The 16,241-nt window shown below is 70.5% G+C and carries 15 protein-coding genes; 10 read left to right on the top strand and 5 right to left on the bottom strand.

The window, feature by feature from the left end:
- Window positions 1–9 precede the first annotated feature (9 nt).
- Window positions 10–585, bottom strand: coding sequence for a MarR family winged helix-turn-helix transcriptional regulator (locus ABD240_RS12410; protein ID WP_344337556.1), 576 nt, complete (start codon window positions 583–585; stop codon window positions 10–12).
- Window positions 586–652: 67 nt separating this feature from the next.
- Here ABD240_RS12410 and ABD240_RS12405 point away from each other — a divergent pair, with 67 nt between their 5' ends.
- The 3 genes from ABD240_RS12405 to ABD240_RS12395 all read left to right on the top strand — a co-directional run bounded on the left by ABD240_RS12405 (window position 653) and on the right by ABD240_RS12395 (window position 3,133).
- Window positions 653–1,024, top strand: a complete 372-nt coding sequence (locus ABD240_RS12405; RefSeq protein ID WP_344337554.1) for a VOC family protein — start codon at window positions 653–655, stop codon at window positions 1,022–1,024.
- Between the two features lie 136 nt (window positions 1,025–1,160).
- Window positions 1,161–2,072 (top strand): 16S rRNA (adenine(1518)-N(6)/adenine(1519)-N(6))-dimethyltransferase RsmA, encoded by a 912-nt coding sequence (gene rsmA, locus ABD240_RS12400; protein ID WP_291795958.1) that lies wholly within the window; start codon window positions 1,161–1,163, stop codon window positions 2,070–2,072.
- Entirely contained in the window at window positions 2,069–3,133 is a 1,065-nt protein-coding gene (locus tag ABD240_RS12395) for a 4-(cytidine 5'-diphospho)-2-C-methyl-D-erythritol kinase (RefSeq protein ID WP_344337551.1), read from the top strand. Before rsmA ends, ABD240_RS12395 begins: the two co-directional genes overlap by 4 nt.
- A 2-nt stretch (window positions 3,134–3,135) precedes the next feature.
- Here ABD240_RS12395 and ABD240_RS12390 read toward each other — a convergent pair whose 3' ends face one another.
- A complete protein-coding gene (locus ABD240_RS12390) occupies window positions 3,136–3,774 on the bottom strand; it encodes a histidine phosphatase family protein (protein ID WP_291795963.1) in 639 nt (212 codons plus the stop codon).
- Between the two features lie 265 nt (window positions 3,775–4,039).
- Between ABD240_RS12390 and ABD240_RS12385 the strand changes: the two genes are divergently transcribed.
- Complete coding sequence (locus ABD240_RS12385) at window positions 4,040–5,905, top strand: ABC-F family ATP-binding cassette domain-containing protein (RefSeq protein ID WP_344337548.1); 1,866 nt, start codon at window positions 4,040–4,042, stop codon at window positions 5,903–5,905.
- On the opposite strand, the gene ABD240_RS12380 is transcribed toward ABD240_RS12385, so the two are convergent.
- The 3 genes from ABD240_RS12380 to ABD240_RS12370 all read right to left on the bottom strand — a co-directional run bounded on the left by ABD240_RS12380 (window position 5,842) and on the right by ABD240_RS12370 (window position 8,645).
- A complete protein-coding gene (locus ABD240_RS12380; RefSeq protein ID WP_291792512.1) occupies window positions 5,842–6,717 on the bottom strand; it encodes a DUF4365 domain-containing protein in 876 nt (291 codons plus the stop codon). The two genes, ABD240_RS12385 and ABD240_RS12380, sit on opposite strands and share 64 nt — an antisense overlap.
- A gap of 148 nt (window positions 6,718–6,865) precedes the next feature.
- A complete protein-coding gene (locus ABD240_RS12375; protein WP_344337546.1) occupies window positions 6,866–7,852 on the bottom strand; it encodes an MsnO8 family LLM class oxidoreductase in 987 nt (328 codons plus the stop codon).
- A gap of 175 nt (window positions 7,853–8,027) precedes the next feature.
- Window positions 8,028–8,645, bottom strand: coding sequence for a MarR family winged helix-turn-helix transcriptional regulator (locus ABD240_RS12370; protein ID WP_291792518.1), 618 nt, complete (start codon window positions 8,643–8,645; stop codon window positions 8,028–8,030).
- 260 nt (window positions 8,646–8,905) lie between these two features.
- Between ABD240_RS12370 and ABD240_RS12365 the strand changes: the two genes are divergently transcribed.
- The 6 genes from ABD240_RS12365 (at window position 8,906) to ABD240_RS12340 (ending at window position 16,164) form a co-directional block, all read left to right on the top strand.
- Entirely contained in the window at window positions 8,906–10,003 is a 1,098-nt protein-coding gene (locus ABD240_RS12365) for a BMP family lipoprotein (protein ID WP_291792521.1), read from the top strand.
- 120 nt (window positions 10,004–10,123) lie between these two features.
- Entirely contained in the window at window positions 10,124–11,695 is a 1,572-nt protein-coding gene (locus ABD240_RS12360) for an ABC transporter ATP-binding protein (RefSeq protein ID WP_291792524.1), read from the top strand.
- Window positions 11,692–12,960 carry an ABC transporter permease gene (locus tag ABD240_RS12355; protein WP_291792527.1) on the top strand — a complete coding sequence of 423 codons (1,269 nt, stop codon included), beginning with the start codon at window positions 11,692–11,694 and terminating at the stop codon, window positions 12,958–12,960. Before ABD240_RS12360 ends, ABD240_RS12355 begins: the two co-directional genes overlap by 4 nt.
- Window positions 12,957–14,249 (top strand): ABC transporter permease, encoded by a 1,293-nt coding sequence (locus ABD240_RS12350; protein ID WP_344337542.1) that lies wholly within the window; start codon window positions 12,957–12,959, stop codon window positions 14,247–14,249. The genes ABD240_RS12355 and ABD240_RS12350 overlap by 4 nt, the downstream gene beginning before the upstream one ends.
- A gap of 173 nt (window positions 14,250–14,422) precedes the next feature.
- On the top strand, window positions 14,423–14,818 hold the full coding sequence (locus ABD240_RS12345) for a cytidine deaminase (protein WP_291795095.1): 396 nt from the start codon (window positions 14,423–14,425) through the stop codon (window positions 14,816–14,818).
- A 56-nt stretch (window positions 14,819–14,874) separates the two neighbouring features.
- Window positions 14,875–16,164, top strand: coding sequence for a thymidine phosphorylase (locus ABD240_RS12340; RefSeq protein WP_344337577.1), 1,290 nt, complete (start codon window positions 14,875–14,877; stop codon window positions 16,162–16,164).
- The last annotated feature ends 77 nt before the right edge of the window (window positions 16,165–16,241 follow it).

The following is a 16,241-nucleotide window of genomic DNA, read 5'->3' as shown; positions in this document are numbered from 1 at the left end:
CGGGCCAGCCTAGCGGTCGGCGCCCGGCGGGTCCGCGCGGCGGCTCAGTGCCTCCGTGCAGGCCCGCAGCGCCGCCTCGAGCGCTTCCCGCTGGGCGGGCCGGAGCGCGTTTGTCATGGTGCGTTCCACGGCACGGGCCTCCGCCGAGGCCCGTGCGAGCAGCCGCGTGCCCTCCTCTGTGAGACGGAGGGGGAGGGCGCGTCCGCCCGAGGAGTGGGGGATGCGCTCCACGAGGCCGCGTTCCTGGAGGCCGCGCAGGAGGGTGTTCATCGTCTGCCGGGTGACGAACACCGCCCGGGCGATCTCCGAGGTGGAGGCTCCGGGCCTGCTGTTGAGGGCTTCCAGGCACGAGTACTGCGGCGTGGTGAGTTCGAGCGGACGCATTGCCTCGTCCATCCGGGCGCGCAGCGCGGTCTGCGTCTGCTTCAGCAGGTAGCCGATCAGTGATTCGACCGGTGCCGTGCCGTCCGGGACGGTTGCGTGGCCGTCCCGGACGCCCCCACCGTCGTGCAGGTGCTCACCGCCGTGGGCTTCACCGCCGGCGGCCTCATCGCGGTACCGGTCCTTCCCGCCGTGTTGCTTCATGTAAGCATTCTGACATACGGTTTCTATGTCAGAACACTGACATCACAGTGATCGAAAGGATGCCCTCATGGCTGTCTCCGGACCGGACTTCATCGCACTCCAGGTGCGCGACCTCGAGCGCGCAGCGGAGTTCTACGAGACGCGGCTGGGCCTGCGCCGCGCGCCCGCCGCACCTCCCGGCGCGGTGGTGTTCACCACCAGCCCCATCCCCTTCGCGGTGCGGGAGCCGCTGCCTGGTGTGGACCTGGATCAGGTGAGCCCGCCCCCGGGAGCAGGCGTGGCGCTGTGGATGCACTGCGACTCGGCGCAGGAGCTCCACGATGCGCTCGTGGAGGCGGGCATCCCCATCCTGCGTACGCCGGAGCCGGGTCCGTTCGGGGTGTCCTTCACCTTCGAGGATCCGGACGGCTACGCGGTCACCCTCCACGACGGGGCCTGACGGCCCGGGGCGGGGCCTGCTCTCTCCCCGGCCTCTCCCCGGGGGCGGGGACCGACACCCCGGGGCGGGGCGAACGGCGAGGGGCCGGCGCACTGCGAGTCCTCATCTCCTGGCTCGTCCCTATAGTGTGAGGGCCATGACGACTCTGCTCAGCGCTCGTGACATCCGCGTCCTCGCCGATGCCCTCGACCTCCGCCCCACCAAGCAGCGCGGGCAGAACTTCGTCATCGACCCCAACACCGTCCGGATGATCGTCGAGGCGGCGCATCTCCCGGCTGCCAGCACGGTCGTGGAGATCGGTCCCGGCCTCGGTTCGCTCACCCTGGGTCTGCTGGACGCCGGGCACCGCGTGGTGGCCGTCGAGATCGACCGGCTGCTTGCCTCCCGTCTGCCCGCCACGGTGGAGCAGTTCGCCGCGGACCGGTTCGGGGCCTCGGCGGCGGTCGGTGATCCCGTTCCGTTCGCCCTGGTGAACGAGGACGCACTCAAGGTCACAGAGCTTCCGCAGGAGCTCGGGGCTCCCACCGCGCTGGTCGCGAACCTGCCCTACAACGTCGCGGTCCCGGTCCTCCTGCACTTCCTGTCAGCCTTCCCGCAGATCACGCAGGTGCTCGTGATGGTGCAGGCCGAGGTTGCGGACAGGCTTGCCGCCGGACCCGGCTCCCGCACATACGGCGTGCCCAGCGTGAAGGCGCAGTGGTACGGCGCGGTCGAGCGGGCCGGGGACATCGGCAAGAACGTCTTCTGGCCGGCGCCCAACATCGACTCCGGCCTCGTCCGCATCACCCGGCGGGAGACGCCGCGGGAGGGAGACCGTGCTGCGGTGTTCGCGCTGGTGGACGCGGCGTTCGCCCAGCGGCGCAAGACCCTGCGCGCGGCGCTGTCCGGGTGGGCGGGCTCCGGTGCCGCCGCCGAGGCCGTGCTCACACGCGCGGGCATCTCGCCTCAGGCGCGGGGCGAGACGCTGACGGTCGAGGACTTCGCGAGGATCGCGCAGGCGCGGGCGGAGATCGACGCGGGCACGGACGCGGAGGCGGGCTCTCAGTGACGGTTTCGTCTCTCCATCCGCGAGCGGCCTCGGCTTCCCCGGGTGCGGCCTCTCCGGCCGCGGCCTCTCCGGGTGCGGAGGCCGCGGGTGGGAGCGGTCGTGCCCACGGGGCGGAGTCCGTGACCGCGCGTGCCTACGGCAAGATCAACCTCCACCTGGGAGTGGGCGATCCCGGGACGGACGGCTACCATCCGCTCGTGAGCGTGTTCGCGGCGCTGGGCTGTGCGGAGACCGTCACGCTCGCCCTCGCCGCGGAGGACTCCGTGACGGTGGGCGGGCGTTACGCGGAGGCCGGGGTGCCCACGAATCGGACCAATCTGGCGCTCGCCGCCGTCCGGGCGTTCAGGGAGCGCACCGGCTGGGACGCGCGGGTCTCCATTCACATCGACAAGCAGGTGCCGGTGGCCGGCGGCATGGGCGGCGGCTCCGCGGATGCCGCTGCGGCACTGCGCGCGGCGGCGGCTCTTGCCGGATTCGAGGACGCGACGGTTCTCCGTGAGATCGCGGCGACGCTGGGCGCGGATGTGCCTTTCGCCCTGCGCGGGGGAGTGGCGCTCGGCCGGGGGCGCGGGGACGAGCTCACGCCCGTGCTGGCGAAGGGCACGCAGCACTGGGTGCTCGCCACGTCCACGGGGTCGCTGTCCACTCCGGTGGTCTACCGCCGCCTCGACGAGCTGAGGGCCGAGGCGGCCTCGACCGCACAGGGCGCTGCTGAGGCCGCCGAGGTGCTGTCCGGCACGGCGCAGCTGCGGCTGGCGGAGCCCACGGCGGTGCTCGCGGCGCTCGCCTCCGGCAGCACGGAACTCCTCGCCGCCGCTGTCCACAACGACATGACGCCGGCGGCCGTGGATCTGCTGCCGGACGTCGCGCACGTCATGGATCAGGGTAGGCGGGCCGGGGCACTCGCCGTGCTGCTCTCCGGGTCCGGGCCCACGGTGGGCTTCCTCGCGCAGAACCCCACGCACTCCCTGGAGCTCGCCGTGCTGCTGGAGGCGTCCCGAGGTGTGCGCCGCGTGGCGCGCACCACCGGCCCTGCCCGCGGAGCCCACCTCGTGGAGTGAGGTCAGCCGCTGAGGCCAGCGAGGTGGCTCACGAAGTTCAGCTCGACGAGTGAGCGGTTCCGGAAGAATTCGTCCTCGGCCAGGATCGTGATCCCTCCCGGTGCGGCGCGCAGCCGCATGTGCTCGAGGGAATGCAGGGGCAGGCGGAGGAATGCGGCGGCGGCGAAGGTGAGCGCGCCGCCATGGGTGACGACGATCTGGTGCTCGGCCTCCTGGGCGAGCAGCTCCGCCATGGCTGCGTATACCCGCGTCCCCAATTCCTCCAGGGTCTCGGCTCCGCGGATCCCTTCCTCGTGGGCCAGCCGCGGACCGTTGCCCGGGGGCGGGATGAAGCGGGCGTCGAGCCAGGCCTGCGGTCTGCCCTCGGCTTCGCCGTACGACTTCTCCCGCAGACGCTGGTCCAGGCGCACCGAGAGATCGAGCTCCGCGGCTATCGTCTCGGCGGTCTGCCGAGCGCGGAGGAGGTCGGAAGAGGCGAGCACGACTTCGGCGGCGGCCGGGATCCTTGCGCGGAGTGCGGTTGCGATGGCACAGGCATGGGCGAGGCCGCGGTGGGTGAGGGCTGAATCGTGCCAGCCGCCCACGAGCCCGTCGACGTGGTGGGTGGCCTCCGGATGGGTGACGACATACAGCCTGCGCATAGGTCCATGAAACACGATCGGCGAATTCAGCGCTCTGCGGCCTGCGGGGCCTTCCGGCGGGGGAAGACGCTCTGTGCAGGGCGGAAGCGATCGCGGTTGCGGAAGAGCGGTGTGCATGTCTCCGCAGTCCCGGAGCGTTAGGCTTGTCCACGCCGTCTTTCATGCTGCGGCCTCTGTCTGAACCGCCCGGCGTGATCCGTCGGCGCAGTCCCGTCCGGACGGTGCAGCCGCATCTGAGACCATCCCGCAACACCCAAGGAGTCACGTGCACCTGCTCGGCGCCCAGGAGATCAGCCTCGCCTACCCCAACCGGCCCCTGCTGGAGGGCGTCACGCTGGGAGTGGAGGCCGGTGACCGGATCGGCATCGTGGGACGCAACGGCGACGGCAAGTCCACCCTCGTGAAGATCCTCGCCGGTGTCCTGCAGCCGGACTCCGGCCGCGTCACCCGTCGCGGTGACGTGCGCACGGGCTACCTGGAACAGGTCGACGACTTCGCACCCGGGGCGACGATCCGCGAGGCCGTCGTGGGAGAGGCCGCGGACTACGAGTGGGCCGCGGATCCCAAGATCCGCGATGTCATGAGCGGCCTGCTGGGCGATCTGGACCTCGAGACACCCATCTCCTCGCTGTCCGGCGGGCAGCGGCGTCGCGTTGCCCTGGCGGCGCTGCTCGCGGGCGAGCACGAGGTGCTGTTCCTCGACGAGCCCACCAACCACCTCGACGTCGAGGGCATCGCCTGGCTGGCACGGCACCTGAACCGCCGCTGGCCCGCAGGCCAGGGCGCGCTGCTGGTCGTCACGCACGACCGCTGGTTCCTCGACGAGGTCACCACGCAGACCTGGGAGGTCCACGACGGGACGGTGGAGCAGTACGAGGGCGGGTACGCCGCCTACGTCCTGCAGCGTGTGGAGCGCCGCCGGCAGGCGGAGCAGGCGGAGGCGAAGCGGCAGAACCTCATGCGCAAGGAGCTCGCCTGGCTGCGCCGCGGGGCTCCCGCACGCACCTCCAAGCCCAAGTTCCGCATCGAGGCGGCCAACGCGCTCATCGCGGACGTGCCGCCGGTGCGTGACACCACGGAGCTCGTGGGGATGGCCACCGCCCGGCTGGGCAAGGACGTCTTCGAACTCGAGGACGTGAGCGTGTCCTTCCCGGGCCGGGAGGAGACGGAGGAGGACACCACGGTCCTCGAGGACCTCACCTGGATCCTGGGCCCGGGCGACCGCGTGGGCATCCTGGGCCGCAACGGCGCCGGCAAGTCGACGCTGGCGGGCCTGCTCACGGGCGATGTCACCGCGACCTGGGGCAGGGTGAAGCGCGGCAAGACCGTGAAGGTGGCCGTGCTGGATCAGCAGCTGCGCGACCTCGAGCCCGTCATGGACGACTTCGTCCGCACCCTGCTGGGGCAGAAGAAGGCGGCCTACCAGACGGCCGGCGGCGAGCTCACACCCGGACAGCTCGCGGAGAAGCTGGGTCTGGGCGATGTGCTCGCCAACCGGGTGAAGGACCTCTCCGGCGGCCAGCGCCGCCGCCTGCAGTTCCTCCTCACGCTGCTGGACGAGCCCAATGTCCTCATCCTCGACGAGCCGACGAACGACATGGACACGGACATGCTCGCCGCGATGGAGGACCTGCTGGACACCTGGCCGGGCACGCTGTTGGTCATCTCCCACGACCGCTACTTCATGGAGCGGGTGACGGATGACCAGTTCGCGGTGCGTGCGCGGCATCTGCGGCACCTGCCCGGAGGAGTGGACGAGTACCTGCGGCTGAGTGCGGCGGACGACGCCGAGGCCGGGGCTCGGGATGCGAAGGCCGTGGGTGTGCGGGCGGCGGGTGCCTCAGGTCCGGCGGACGGCGCCTCGGGTGCAGCGGGCACGGCCGAGGCCGCGGGGGAGGGGTCCGGGCTGTCCGGCGCCCAGCTGCGTGCGGCGCAGAAGGAGCTGAACGCTCTGGAGCGGAAGATGGGCAAGCTGGAGCAGAGCGTGGAGAAGGTGCAGGCGAAGATGGCCGCGCACGACCAGTCGGACTTCGAGGGGCTGACGAAGCTCACACAGGAGCAGAACGGCTATCGCGAGGAGCTGGCCGCGCTCGAGGAGGCCTGGCTGGAGCTGTCCGAGTCCGTGGAGTGACGTGTGCGATTCCATTGGCTGTTGGCGAAGCAGGAGATGAGCCACATCGCTTCGTCCGGGTTGAGGATGTACTCGCCCAGCAGCGGGGTGCGTTTCAGCAATTCGTGAGGGACCAGCTGGCGGTGTCGGTCGGTTCCTGGCAGGAGCAGGTCATCCGGAGTGATAGGGATCGGGTGCGGTTCGAGGTCGTCGTGGACGAGCAGAGCATGATCGGTGCCGAAACGCTGGATGAAGGCCATGCGCTCTCCGTAGATGTTGGGCGAATAGGCGATGTAGTCGCGGGGGCTGACCGCGATGCCGGTCAGCTCCTCGATCGCATTCGCTATGTCTCGTGTCCCGTCTATGTAGCCTCGCATCTCCGCGACGAATGCCGGCAGGCTCTCCGCGGTCAGCGGCGAACTGTGGGGGACGGTGATCGCCTGTATCTCCTGCATCGTCAGCTTCGCGTGCCGGAGCTGTTTGCTCGCGTTCGCCCAGAAGAGGGATCGCTTCTCGGGGTCATGGACGACGCAGGCCACCGGGATATTGCTCTCGCTCCAGTTCGCGGCATGTTTCTCGACAGGGACCTGGTAGCCCTGCCCGCGGCGATATGAGACTCCGCCCTTGACCTGGACGGCGACGACGTAGCCGGTACGGGCATTCCCCTCACCGAAGGACACGTGTAGGTCCTCGCCGAAGTCGCTGGTACCCGCGATCTCGTCCACGACATACCCGTGCTCCTCGAGCAGTAGCCGGAGCACATTCACCGCATTGCGCGAGGTGACGTGCGAGGGAGGGATCGAAGGCCGGGGAGGAACTTCGTCACGGTCCATTGTCATTGCTCCTCAGGGTGCGGCTCGTGGCGAGGGAGTACCGCCGCCACGTCCGTCTTCCAGACATCGTCTCATCGCAGAATCTCCTTGTGCAGCCGTCCAGAGGTGTTTCTTCAGCCGTCGACAGCGCAGATCGGTTTCAGCACCCTCACCCCAGCTCCTCCGCAAGTCCGGCGAAGGCCTCGTCCAGCTCCGCGAGGTCCTCGCGGTCGTAGGTGGAAGTCGTCGCCATGATCTCGTCCGCCTGCGCCGCGGCGGCGAGGTCGCGCAGGCGCGTCGCCACGGTCGCCCGGGTGCCGGAGACCGCCAGCGCACGCTGCTCCTCCACCCGGCGGCGGGTCCGGTCCTGCCACGTCCGGGCACGGATGGCCGAGGCCGGTTCCAGGGGCGGGAACGCCCCCAGCTCCCGTGAGCGGGCCATGGCCCAGGCCTCGGGCAGGGCCAGCTCCTCCGCCCGGTCCGCGGTCTCCGCGACGAAGACCTCGAGAGAGACGATCACGCGGGGTGCGCTGTCCGAGAAAGGAGAGGAATCGGCGCGGAATTCCCGCCTATAAACGGCCAGGGCCTCGGGCATGTCGTCGCTGAGCACCATCGGTCCGCCCACCACCACGGGCAGACCCAGCCGTGCGGCGATCCCCATCCCCGCACCGGTCGCGAGCACATGCAGGGGGATGGGGCCGGTGACGGGGCGCGCCGTGAGCGCGCCCGCATCGGTGAGGTAGCCGCCCAGTTCCGCGAGGTCCGCCTCGAAGTCCGCCGCCGAGGCCGCCTCGCGCCTCAGCGCCCGCCTCACCGGGGCCGTGAAGCCCAGAGACCGGCCCGCTCCCAGGTCGATGCGCCCCGGGTGGAGGGCCTCGAGCATGCGGAACTGCTCCGCGACCACGAGGGGCTGGTGCTGTGGCAGCATCACCCCGCCGGAGCCCAGGCGGATCCGCTGCGTCGCCTGTCCCAGCGCGGCCAGCAGGACGGCTGGCGCACCCGAGGCGATCCCCGGCACCGCATGGTGTTCGGCCACCCAGAAGCGGTGCAGGCCCAGCTCCTCGGCACGGCGGGCGCGCGCGAGAGTGTCGTGGAGGGCCTGTCCGTCCGGATGGCCCGCGCGGGTGCGGGAGCGGTCGAGCAGCGAGAGGCGCATGTCCGGGGCAACGGGGAGCCGCGACGCCCTATTCCGCGACGGCCTGTTCCGCACCGGACGGTGACGGCCGGAGGGCGGTGCCGCAGACATGCGCAGGGCCCCGCACAGATCTCCCTGTGCGGGGCCCTGCGGCCGGAGGCCGCGGCCTCAGCGGCCCTGCGGCATCACGCTTCTGTCAGCTCGCGACGCTGCCGGACGTGCTTCCTGCGGAACCGCTCTGCTCCGCCTGGAGCGCGCGGCCCTGGGTGGCGCTGCGGAGGTTCTCGCCGTTGCGCTCGAAGGCCAGCGCCACCGCGCCGTTGGCCTCTGTGAGCGTGGAGAGCAGCTCCGTGTAGCCGGCCAGCTGCTCGTCGCCCTGGGCGGGGAACAGGGACTCGTACTCGTCCGCGATGTGCGAGTAGAAGGAGGCCAGCAGCTCCATCGTCTTGTCCGTCGCGTAGATGGAGATGCGGCGGCGGTCCGCGGAGTCGCGCTCGCGCAGGAGGTAGTCCGCGCGCACTAGGCGCTCGAGGATGGAGGTGAGCGTCGAGGCGGACAGCGAGAGCTGGCGCGCGATGTAGCCGGGCGTCGCCGTGCCCTCCTCGTCGTCGACGAACACCACGACCTGGAGGACGTGGAAGTCGATGAGGTTGAGCCCGTGCGTGTGGGCGAACTGCGCGGTGAAGGTGCGCGAGGCCATCGCCTGCGTGAGGTTGGTGTGGATGAGGTCGTACACCTTCGCCCGGTGGCTCGCAGGCTGGCTCGGGTCGGTGGATGCCTGTGGGAGCAGGTCCTTCAGTGGTTCAGGAAGCATGGGGACCAGTGTAGTTCACAACGATTGGGTTTCGATTGGTTGAAAAAGTGTCAGTTCTCCGAGAGTTCGATCCCCGACCGTGGAGAATAGATCTTCGGCTTGACGGGCGACTCTCAGGGAGTGCACAGGTCCCGGTGAGCTGATACCAGCGAGCCCCTTCCGGCGCCGCGGTGCGTCACACGAGCCTGCGCGTGAGCGCGCGCCCGTGAGTCACCGTCTCCCCGGAGCGGACTCTCGTGATCGTGGAGAGAGAGTTAGAAGTGAAGCGTCAGCATCTCGCATCAGCTGCGGCGATCATCGCCTCCAGCGCCCTCGTGCTCAGCGCGTGCGGGGAGGCCCCGGAGGAGAGCGGCTCCGCAGGCGGAGGCGGTGGCGACAACGCCGACTACAAGGCATGCATCGTCTCCGACGCGGGCGGATGGGACGACAAGTCCTTCAACCAGTCCGCGAAGGAGGGCCTCGACATGGCCGTCGAGGAGCTCGGCATCGAGTCCGCGGAGGCGGAGTCCAACGCGGACTCGGACTTCGGCCCCAACGTGGACAACATGATCTCCCAGGGCTGCAACATCACCCTGGGCGTCGGCTTCCTCCTCGAGGGCGCGGTGCACGAGGCGGCGGAGGCCAACTCGGACCTCCACTTCGGCCTCGTCGACGCGACCTTCACGGACGAGGACTCCAACCCCGTGGAGCTCGACAACGGCAAGCCCATCATCTTCAACACCGCCGAGGCCGCCTACCTGGCCGGCTACCTGGCGGCGGGGATGTCGGAGTCCGGCACGGTCGCCACCTTCGGCGGCATCCAGATCCCCTCCGTCACGATCTTCATGGACGGCTTCGCGGACGGCGTGGCGAAGTACAACGAGGACAACGGCGACGACGAGGTCAAGCTCCTCGGCTGGGACAAGGAGGACCAGTCGGGCTCCTTCTCCGGCGACTTCGACAACCAGAGCCAGGGACAGGCGCTCACGGAGCAGTTCATCTCCCAGGGCGCGGACATCATCATGCCGGTCGCCGGTCCGGTGGGCCTCGGCGCCGCCTCGGCCGCCAAGGCCGCCGGAGACACGAAGATCGTCTGGGTCGACCAGGACGGCTACGAGTCCACGGAGTACGGCGACATCATCCTCACCACGGTGCAGAAGGAGATCGCCACCGCCGTCAAGGACACCATCGCCCAGGACGTCGAGGGCAACTTCTCCGCGGACCCGTACGTGGGCACGCTGGAGAACGGCGGCGTGGACCTGGCTCCCTACCACGACTTCGAGGACGAGGTCCCCGCGGAGCTCGATGAGAAGGTCCAGGAGCTGAAGGAGCAGATCATCGCCGGCGACATCGTCGTCGAGAGCCCCTCCACCCCCTGATCGTCAGACTCTGCGCAGGTCCCGGAGACCCGGATCCTTCCTATAGGCTTTCGCCCGGAAGACGCCGGTCTCCGGGACCTGCGCATCTCACACCCCCTCCGTCAACGGGAGCACCCGCCTGTGAAACTCGAACTCAGCGGTATCACCAAGCGCTTCGGTTCGTTCACCGCCAACGACTCGATCGACCTCGTCGTCCAACCCGGAGAGATCCATGCCCTCCTGGGGGAGAACGGCGCGGGCAAGTCCACGCTCATGAACGTCCTCTACGGCCTCTACGCGCCGGAGGAGGGCGAGATCCTCATCGACGGGACCGCCCAGCGCTTCTCCGGTCCCGGCGATGCCGTGGCCGCCGGTATCGGCATGGTGCACCAGCACTTCATGCTCGTCCCCGTCTTCACCGTCGCGGAGTCCGTGGCGCTGGGCTACGAGCCCACCCGCGGCGCGGGCATGCTGGATCTGCGCGAGGCCCGGCGACGGGTCCAGGAGATCTCCGCGCGGTTCGGATTCCACATCGACCCGGACGCGGTCATCGAGGATCTGCCGGTGGGCGCCCAGCAGCGCGTCGAGATCATCAAGGCGCTCTCCCGTGACGCGGAGGTCCTCATCCTCGACGAGCCCACCGCCGTGCTCACCCCACAGGAGACGGACGAGCTCATCGGCATCATGCGCCAGCTCAAGGAGCGCGGCACCTCGATCGTCTTCATCACGCACAAGCTGCGCGAGGTCAAGGCGATCGCGGACCAGATCACCGTCATCCGGCGCGGCAGGGTCGTGGGCACGGCGGTGCCGGAGTCCACGGAGTCCGAGCTCGCCGGCCTCATGGTGGGCCGCGAGGTGCACCTGACCACGGACAAGCAGGCGTCCGAGCCGGGCGAGGAGACGTTCGCCGTGGAGGGCCTCACCGTCGTGGGCAGCGGGGAGAACCTGCTGCTCGACGACGTGAGCCTCTCGGTGCGCCGGGGCGAGGTGCTCGCCGTCGCAGGCGTCGACGGCAACGGCCAGTCGGAGCTCGCCGAGGCGATCCTGGGGCTCGTGGAGCCGCGCACGGGCACGATCGTCCTCGATGGGGAGGACCTCGCCCACCGCAGCGTGAAGGAGCGCCTGCGCGCCGGGATCGGCTTCGTGCCGGAGGACCGCTCCACCGACGGGGTGATCGGCGGCTTCTCCATCCGCGAGAACATGATCCTCGACCTCTACGACACGGAGCCGTACGCCTCGGGCCTCTCGCTGCAGCCCGCCACGATCCGTGCCGAGGGGGAGAAGAAGGTCGAGGAGTTCGACATCCGGCTCAGCTCCATCGACCATCCCATCTCCACCCTCTCCGGCGGCAACCAGCAGAAGGTCGTGCTCGCCCGCGAGCTGGGCCGGCCGCTGCGGCTGCTCGTCGCCAGCCAGCCCACCCGCGGTGTGGACGTGGGCTCCATCGAGTTCGTCCACAAGCGCATCATCGCCGAACGCGACTCCGGCACGCCCTGCCTCATCGTCTCCACGGAGCTCGACGAGGTCTACAACCTCGCGGACCGGATCGCGGTGATGTACAAGGGGCGGCTCATGGGCATCGTCCCGCCCACCACACCGCGTGACGTGCTCGGCCTCATGATGGCCGGGGTGCCCGAGGACGAGGCGCTCGCCCGCGTGGCGAGCGGCGAGGACGCCACAGAGATCTCCGCGGCCGAGGAGGACCCCGCATGAGTGAGAAGACCGCATCCCCGGCGCCGGTCCCGTCAGGGTCCGGGGCGACTTCCGGCACCGGCGATCCCGGCACCGGAGGCCGCCAGCCGGCGCGCCGCGGCGAGCCGCGGCCCGGCGTCCTGCGCGACCTCCTCTCCGGCTCCTGGATGGTCTCGCTGCTTTCGATCGTGGTGGGCCTGCTCGTGGGCGCCGTGCTCATCGCGGCGTCCAACCCGGCCGTCCAGGACACGCTCGGCTACCTGTTCGCCCGGCCCTCGGACTTCTTCGTCGCGACGTGGAACGTGGTGACTGAGGCGTACCTCGCGCTCTTCCGCGGTGCCGTGTTCGACTGGCAGGCGACCAGCTTCGTCCGCTCCGTCCGCCCGCTGACGGAGTCCCTCGTCGCGGCGACGCCGCTCATCCTCGCCGGCCTCGGGATCGCACTGGGCTTCCGCTCCGGCCTCTTCAACATCGGCGGACAGGGCCAGGTCATCATCGGTGCGGTCTGCGCCGGCTTCCTCGGCTACTGGCTCACCCTGCCGCTGGGCATCCACATGCTCGTCGCGCTGCTCGGCGGCGTGGTCGGCGGTGCGGTCTGGGGCGGCATCGCCGGTGCGCTCAAGGCCCGCACCGGCGCCAACGAGGTGATCGTCACGATCATGCTCAACTCCATCGCGGGGTTCCTCATCGCCTATCTGCTCAAGCAGCAGTGGTTCACGCGCTCCGGCAGCGCCAATCCGCAGTCGCGGTCCGTGGACGACACCGCGGCCCTGTTCCCGCTGCTGCCGGACCCGTTCCGCCTCAACGCGGGGTTCCTGCTCGCGGTCGCGGCGACCGTCTTCGTGTGGTGGCTGCTCGAGCGCTCCACCCTGGGCTTCGAGTTCCGCGCGGTGGGGGAGAACCCCCATGCGGCGCGGACCGCGGGCATCTCCGTGGGACGCGTGACCTTCCTCGTCATGGCGCTGGCCGGGGCGCTGGCCGGCCTCGCGGGCGCGGCACAGGTGCTGGGCACGGAGGACAAGCTCACGATCGGCATCGCCGGTTCGCTGGGCTTCGACGCCATCACGGTCGCGCTCCTGGGGCGCTCGCGCCCGCTGGGCACCTTCCTCGCCGGCCTCCTGTTCGGCGCGTTCAAGGCCGGCGGCTACACCATGCAGGCGCAGACGGGCACGCCCATCGACATCGTGCTCGTGGTGCAGTCCGTGATCGTCCTCCTCATCGCCGCGCCCCCGCTGGTCCGCGGCCTGTTCAGACTCCCCGTCCCCGCCGGAAAGGAAGCGCGATGACCGCCACGACCGCGGGACCGGCCGCCCCCGCGTCCCACACGGACCTCCGCGCCCCCGTCGACTGGAAGTTCCCGGTCGTGTACGGCGTCCTCGGCCTCGTCACCCTGCTGGGCTTCGGCCTCTTCAGCGGCACCGGCGGCAAGCAGACAGTCTTCTCCTTCTCCTCCGGCCGCGACTTCTTCCACGTCCCGGACCTCACGGTCTCCGCCTGGGGGACCTCCGTGGGCGCGGGCATCGTGCTCCTCATGATGGCCGCGGCCGCAGCATGGCTCGCGACGCGGCGGGAGAAGCCGGGTCTCTGGTTCCCTGTGGTCTTCGGGGTCCTCTTCCTCTTCGCCTTCCTCACGTGGGCCGGCGCGGACACCGGGCGCATCCCGCTGACCCCGCTGCTCGCCGGCGCCCTGGCGCTGTCCGTGCCGCTGATCTTCGGCGCGATGGGCGGGCTCATCGGGGAGCGCTCCGGCATCGTCAACATCGCGATCGAGGGTCAGCTGCTCGCGGGGGCCTTCCTCGCCGCGGTGGTCGCCTCCGCGCTCAAGAACCCCTATGCGGGCCTCGTCGCGGCCCCCATCGCCGGAGCGCTCGTCGCGGTCCTGCTCACGTTCTTCGCCATCCGCTACTGGGTCGACCAGATCATCATCGGCGTGGTCCTCAACGTGCTGGTGGTGGGTGTGACGAACTTCCTGTTCTCCACCGTGCTCACCGCGAACCCGGAGACCTGGAACGCCCGGCAGACGCTGCCCTCGCTGCCCATCCCGCTGCTCGCGGACATCCCCGTGGTGGGGCCTGTCTTCTTCAACCAGACGATCCTCGTGTACCTCATGTACCTCGCGGTCGCCGTCATCCACGTGCTCCTCTTCCACTCGCGCTGGGGCCTGCGGACCCGGGCCATCGGCGAGCACCCCAAGGCCGCGGACACGGTGGGCATCAACGTCAACCGGTCCCGCGTGGTCAACACGCTCATCGCCGGCGGCATCGCGGGCCTGGGCGGTGCCTTCTTCACCATCGGCTCCGGTCTGGCGTTCGGCAAGGAGATGTCCGCGGGCCAGGGCTACATCGCCCTGGCGGCCATGATCCTCGGCAAGTGGAGCCCCGTCGGCGCCGTCTGCGCCGCGCTGCTGTTCGGCTTCGCCCGCAACCTGGGCAACACGCTCTCGACCATGGGCACCCCGGTGCCCAGCGACCTGCTGCTCATGCTGCCCTACATCGTCACGATCTTCGCCGTCGCCGGCTTCGTGGGCAGGGTCCGCCCGCCGGCCGCCGCCGGCAAGCCGTACTCCGCACAGTGACGGGAGGGCACATGCCGGTCGAGCAGGGGAGGGGGAAGCCCATGACGGGGGAGCGGCCCGGGACGGAGGCCGGACCCGGCGAGCAGGCCGTGCCCGAGGCCGGTGCCGGGCACGAAGCCGCAGCCGGGCACGAGGCCGCAGCCGGGCAGGAGGCCGCAGCCGGCGCGGGGACCGTGCCCGGCACCTCGGCGACCTGGGAGGAGCTGCGCGCGCACGCGCGAAGGGCGATGGCCCACGCCTACGTGCCCTACTCCCGGTACCCGGTGGGGGCTGCGGCGGTCGCGGACGACGGGCGGATCGTCACCGGCTGCAACGTGGAGAACGCCTCCTACGGCCTGGGGCTCTGCGCGGAGTGCGGGCTCGTCTCCGAGCTCGCGCGCACGGGCGGCGGGCGCCTCGTCGGCTTCGCCTGTGTGGACGGGAGCGGGGTAGTACTCGTGCCCTGCGGACGGTGCCGGCAGCTGCTCTTCGAGTTCGGCGGGCCGGACCTCCTGCTGGACATGCCCTCGGGGGTGCGGCCGCTCTCCGAGGTGCTCCCCGAGGCCTTCGGGCCGTCGCACCTGCAGTGATGCCCCGGCCGGGTTACGATCACAGTGATCGCGGAACGTTTCTACGCAAGGAGGCGATCAGGGTGGAACGATTCGACGCGGTGGATGTCATCCGGGCCAAGCGGGACGGCAGGACCCTCACCACGAAGCAGATCGACTGGGTGATCGACGCCTATACCCGCGGGGCGGTGGCGGACGAGCAGATGTCCGCGCTCGCGATGGCGATCTTCCTCCGGGGCATGGACATGGAGGAGATACGAGCCTGGACCCGGGCCATGATCGCCTCCGGCGACAGACTGGACTTCTCCGGCCTCAGCAGACCCACGGCGGACAAGCACTCCACGGGCGGGGTGGGGGACAAGATCACCCTGCCGCTGGCACCGCTGGTGTCCGTCTTCGGCGTGGCCGTCCCGCAGCTCTCCGGGCGCGGCCTGGGCCACACCGGCGGCACGCTGGACAAGCTCGAGACCATCCCCGGCTGGAAGGCCGCGCTCAGCCGGGAGCAGCTCATGGAGCGCCTCGAGGATCCGGGCGCCGTGGTCTGCGCCGCCGGCCCCGGCCTGGCCCCTGCGGACAAGAAGCTCTATGCGCTGCGCGACATCACCGGCACCGTCGACTGCATCCCGCTCATCGCGTCCTCGATCATGTCCAAGAAGATCGCGGAGGGCACCTCGGCGCTCGTCCTCGACGTCAAGGTGGGCGCCGGCGCCTTCATGAAGCGCAGCGAGGACGCGCGCCGCCTGGCCGAGGTCATGGTGGACCTGGGCCGCTCCGCGGGCGTGCGCACCTCCGCGCTGCTCACGGACATGTCCGCGCCCCTGGGCAGGACGGTGGGCAATGCCCTCGAGGTCCGCGAGGCCGTGGAGGTGCTCGCAGGCGGCGGTCCCTCCGACGTCGTGGAGCTCACCGTCGCGCTCGCGCAGGAGATGCTCGAGGCCGCGGGACAGGGCGGGCACGACGTGCACGCCGCGCTCAAGGACGGCCGCGCGATGGACGCCTGGCGGCGGATGATCAGGGCGCAGGGCGGGGATCCCGAGGCCAAGCTCCCGGTCGCGCGGGAGAAGCACGTCGTCCGCGCCGAGCGCTCCGGCGTGATCCGCGAGATGGACGCGCTCTGCGTGGGCATCGCCTCCTGGCGGCTGGGAGCGGGACGCTCCCGCAAGGAGGATCCGGTGCAGGCGGGCGCCGGCATCGTCATCCACAAGCAGGTGGGCGATGCCATCGAGACCGGCGAACCGCTCCTCACCCTGTACACGGACGAGCCGGAGCGGTTCCCCCGTGCGCTGGAGATCCTCGAGGGCTCCGTCACCTACGACGGCCTCGGCCCCTCCGGGCGCGGCACCGTGATCCTCGATCGCGTGAGCTGAGCCCCCGCCGCTCCGCACGGCCGCAGCCCGGCACGGGCCTGCACCGTGCGGAGCGGTTCCCCCACATCCACCCCTAC

This window comes from Brevibacterium salitolerans, from assembly GCF_039531405.1.
GTDB classification, from domain to species: domain Bacteria; phylum Actinomycetota; class Actinomycetes; order Actinomycetales; family Brevibacteriaceae; genus Brevibacterium; species Brevibacterium salitolerans.
Note: the sequence above shows the minus strand (reverse complement) of the source record. Positions and strands in the feature narration are given on the sequence as shown.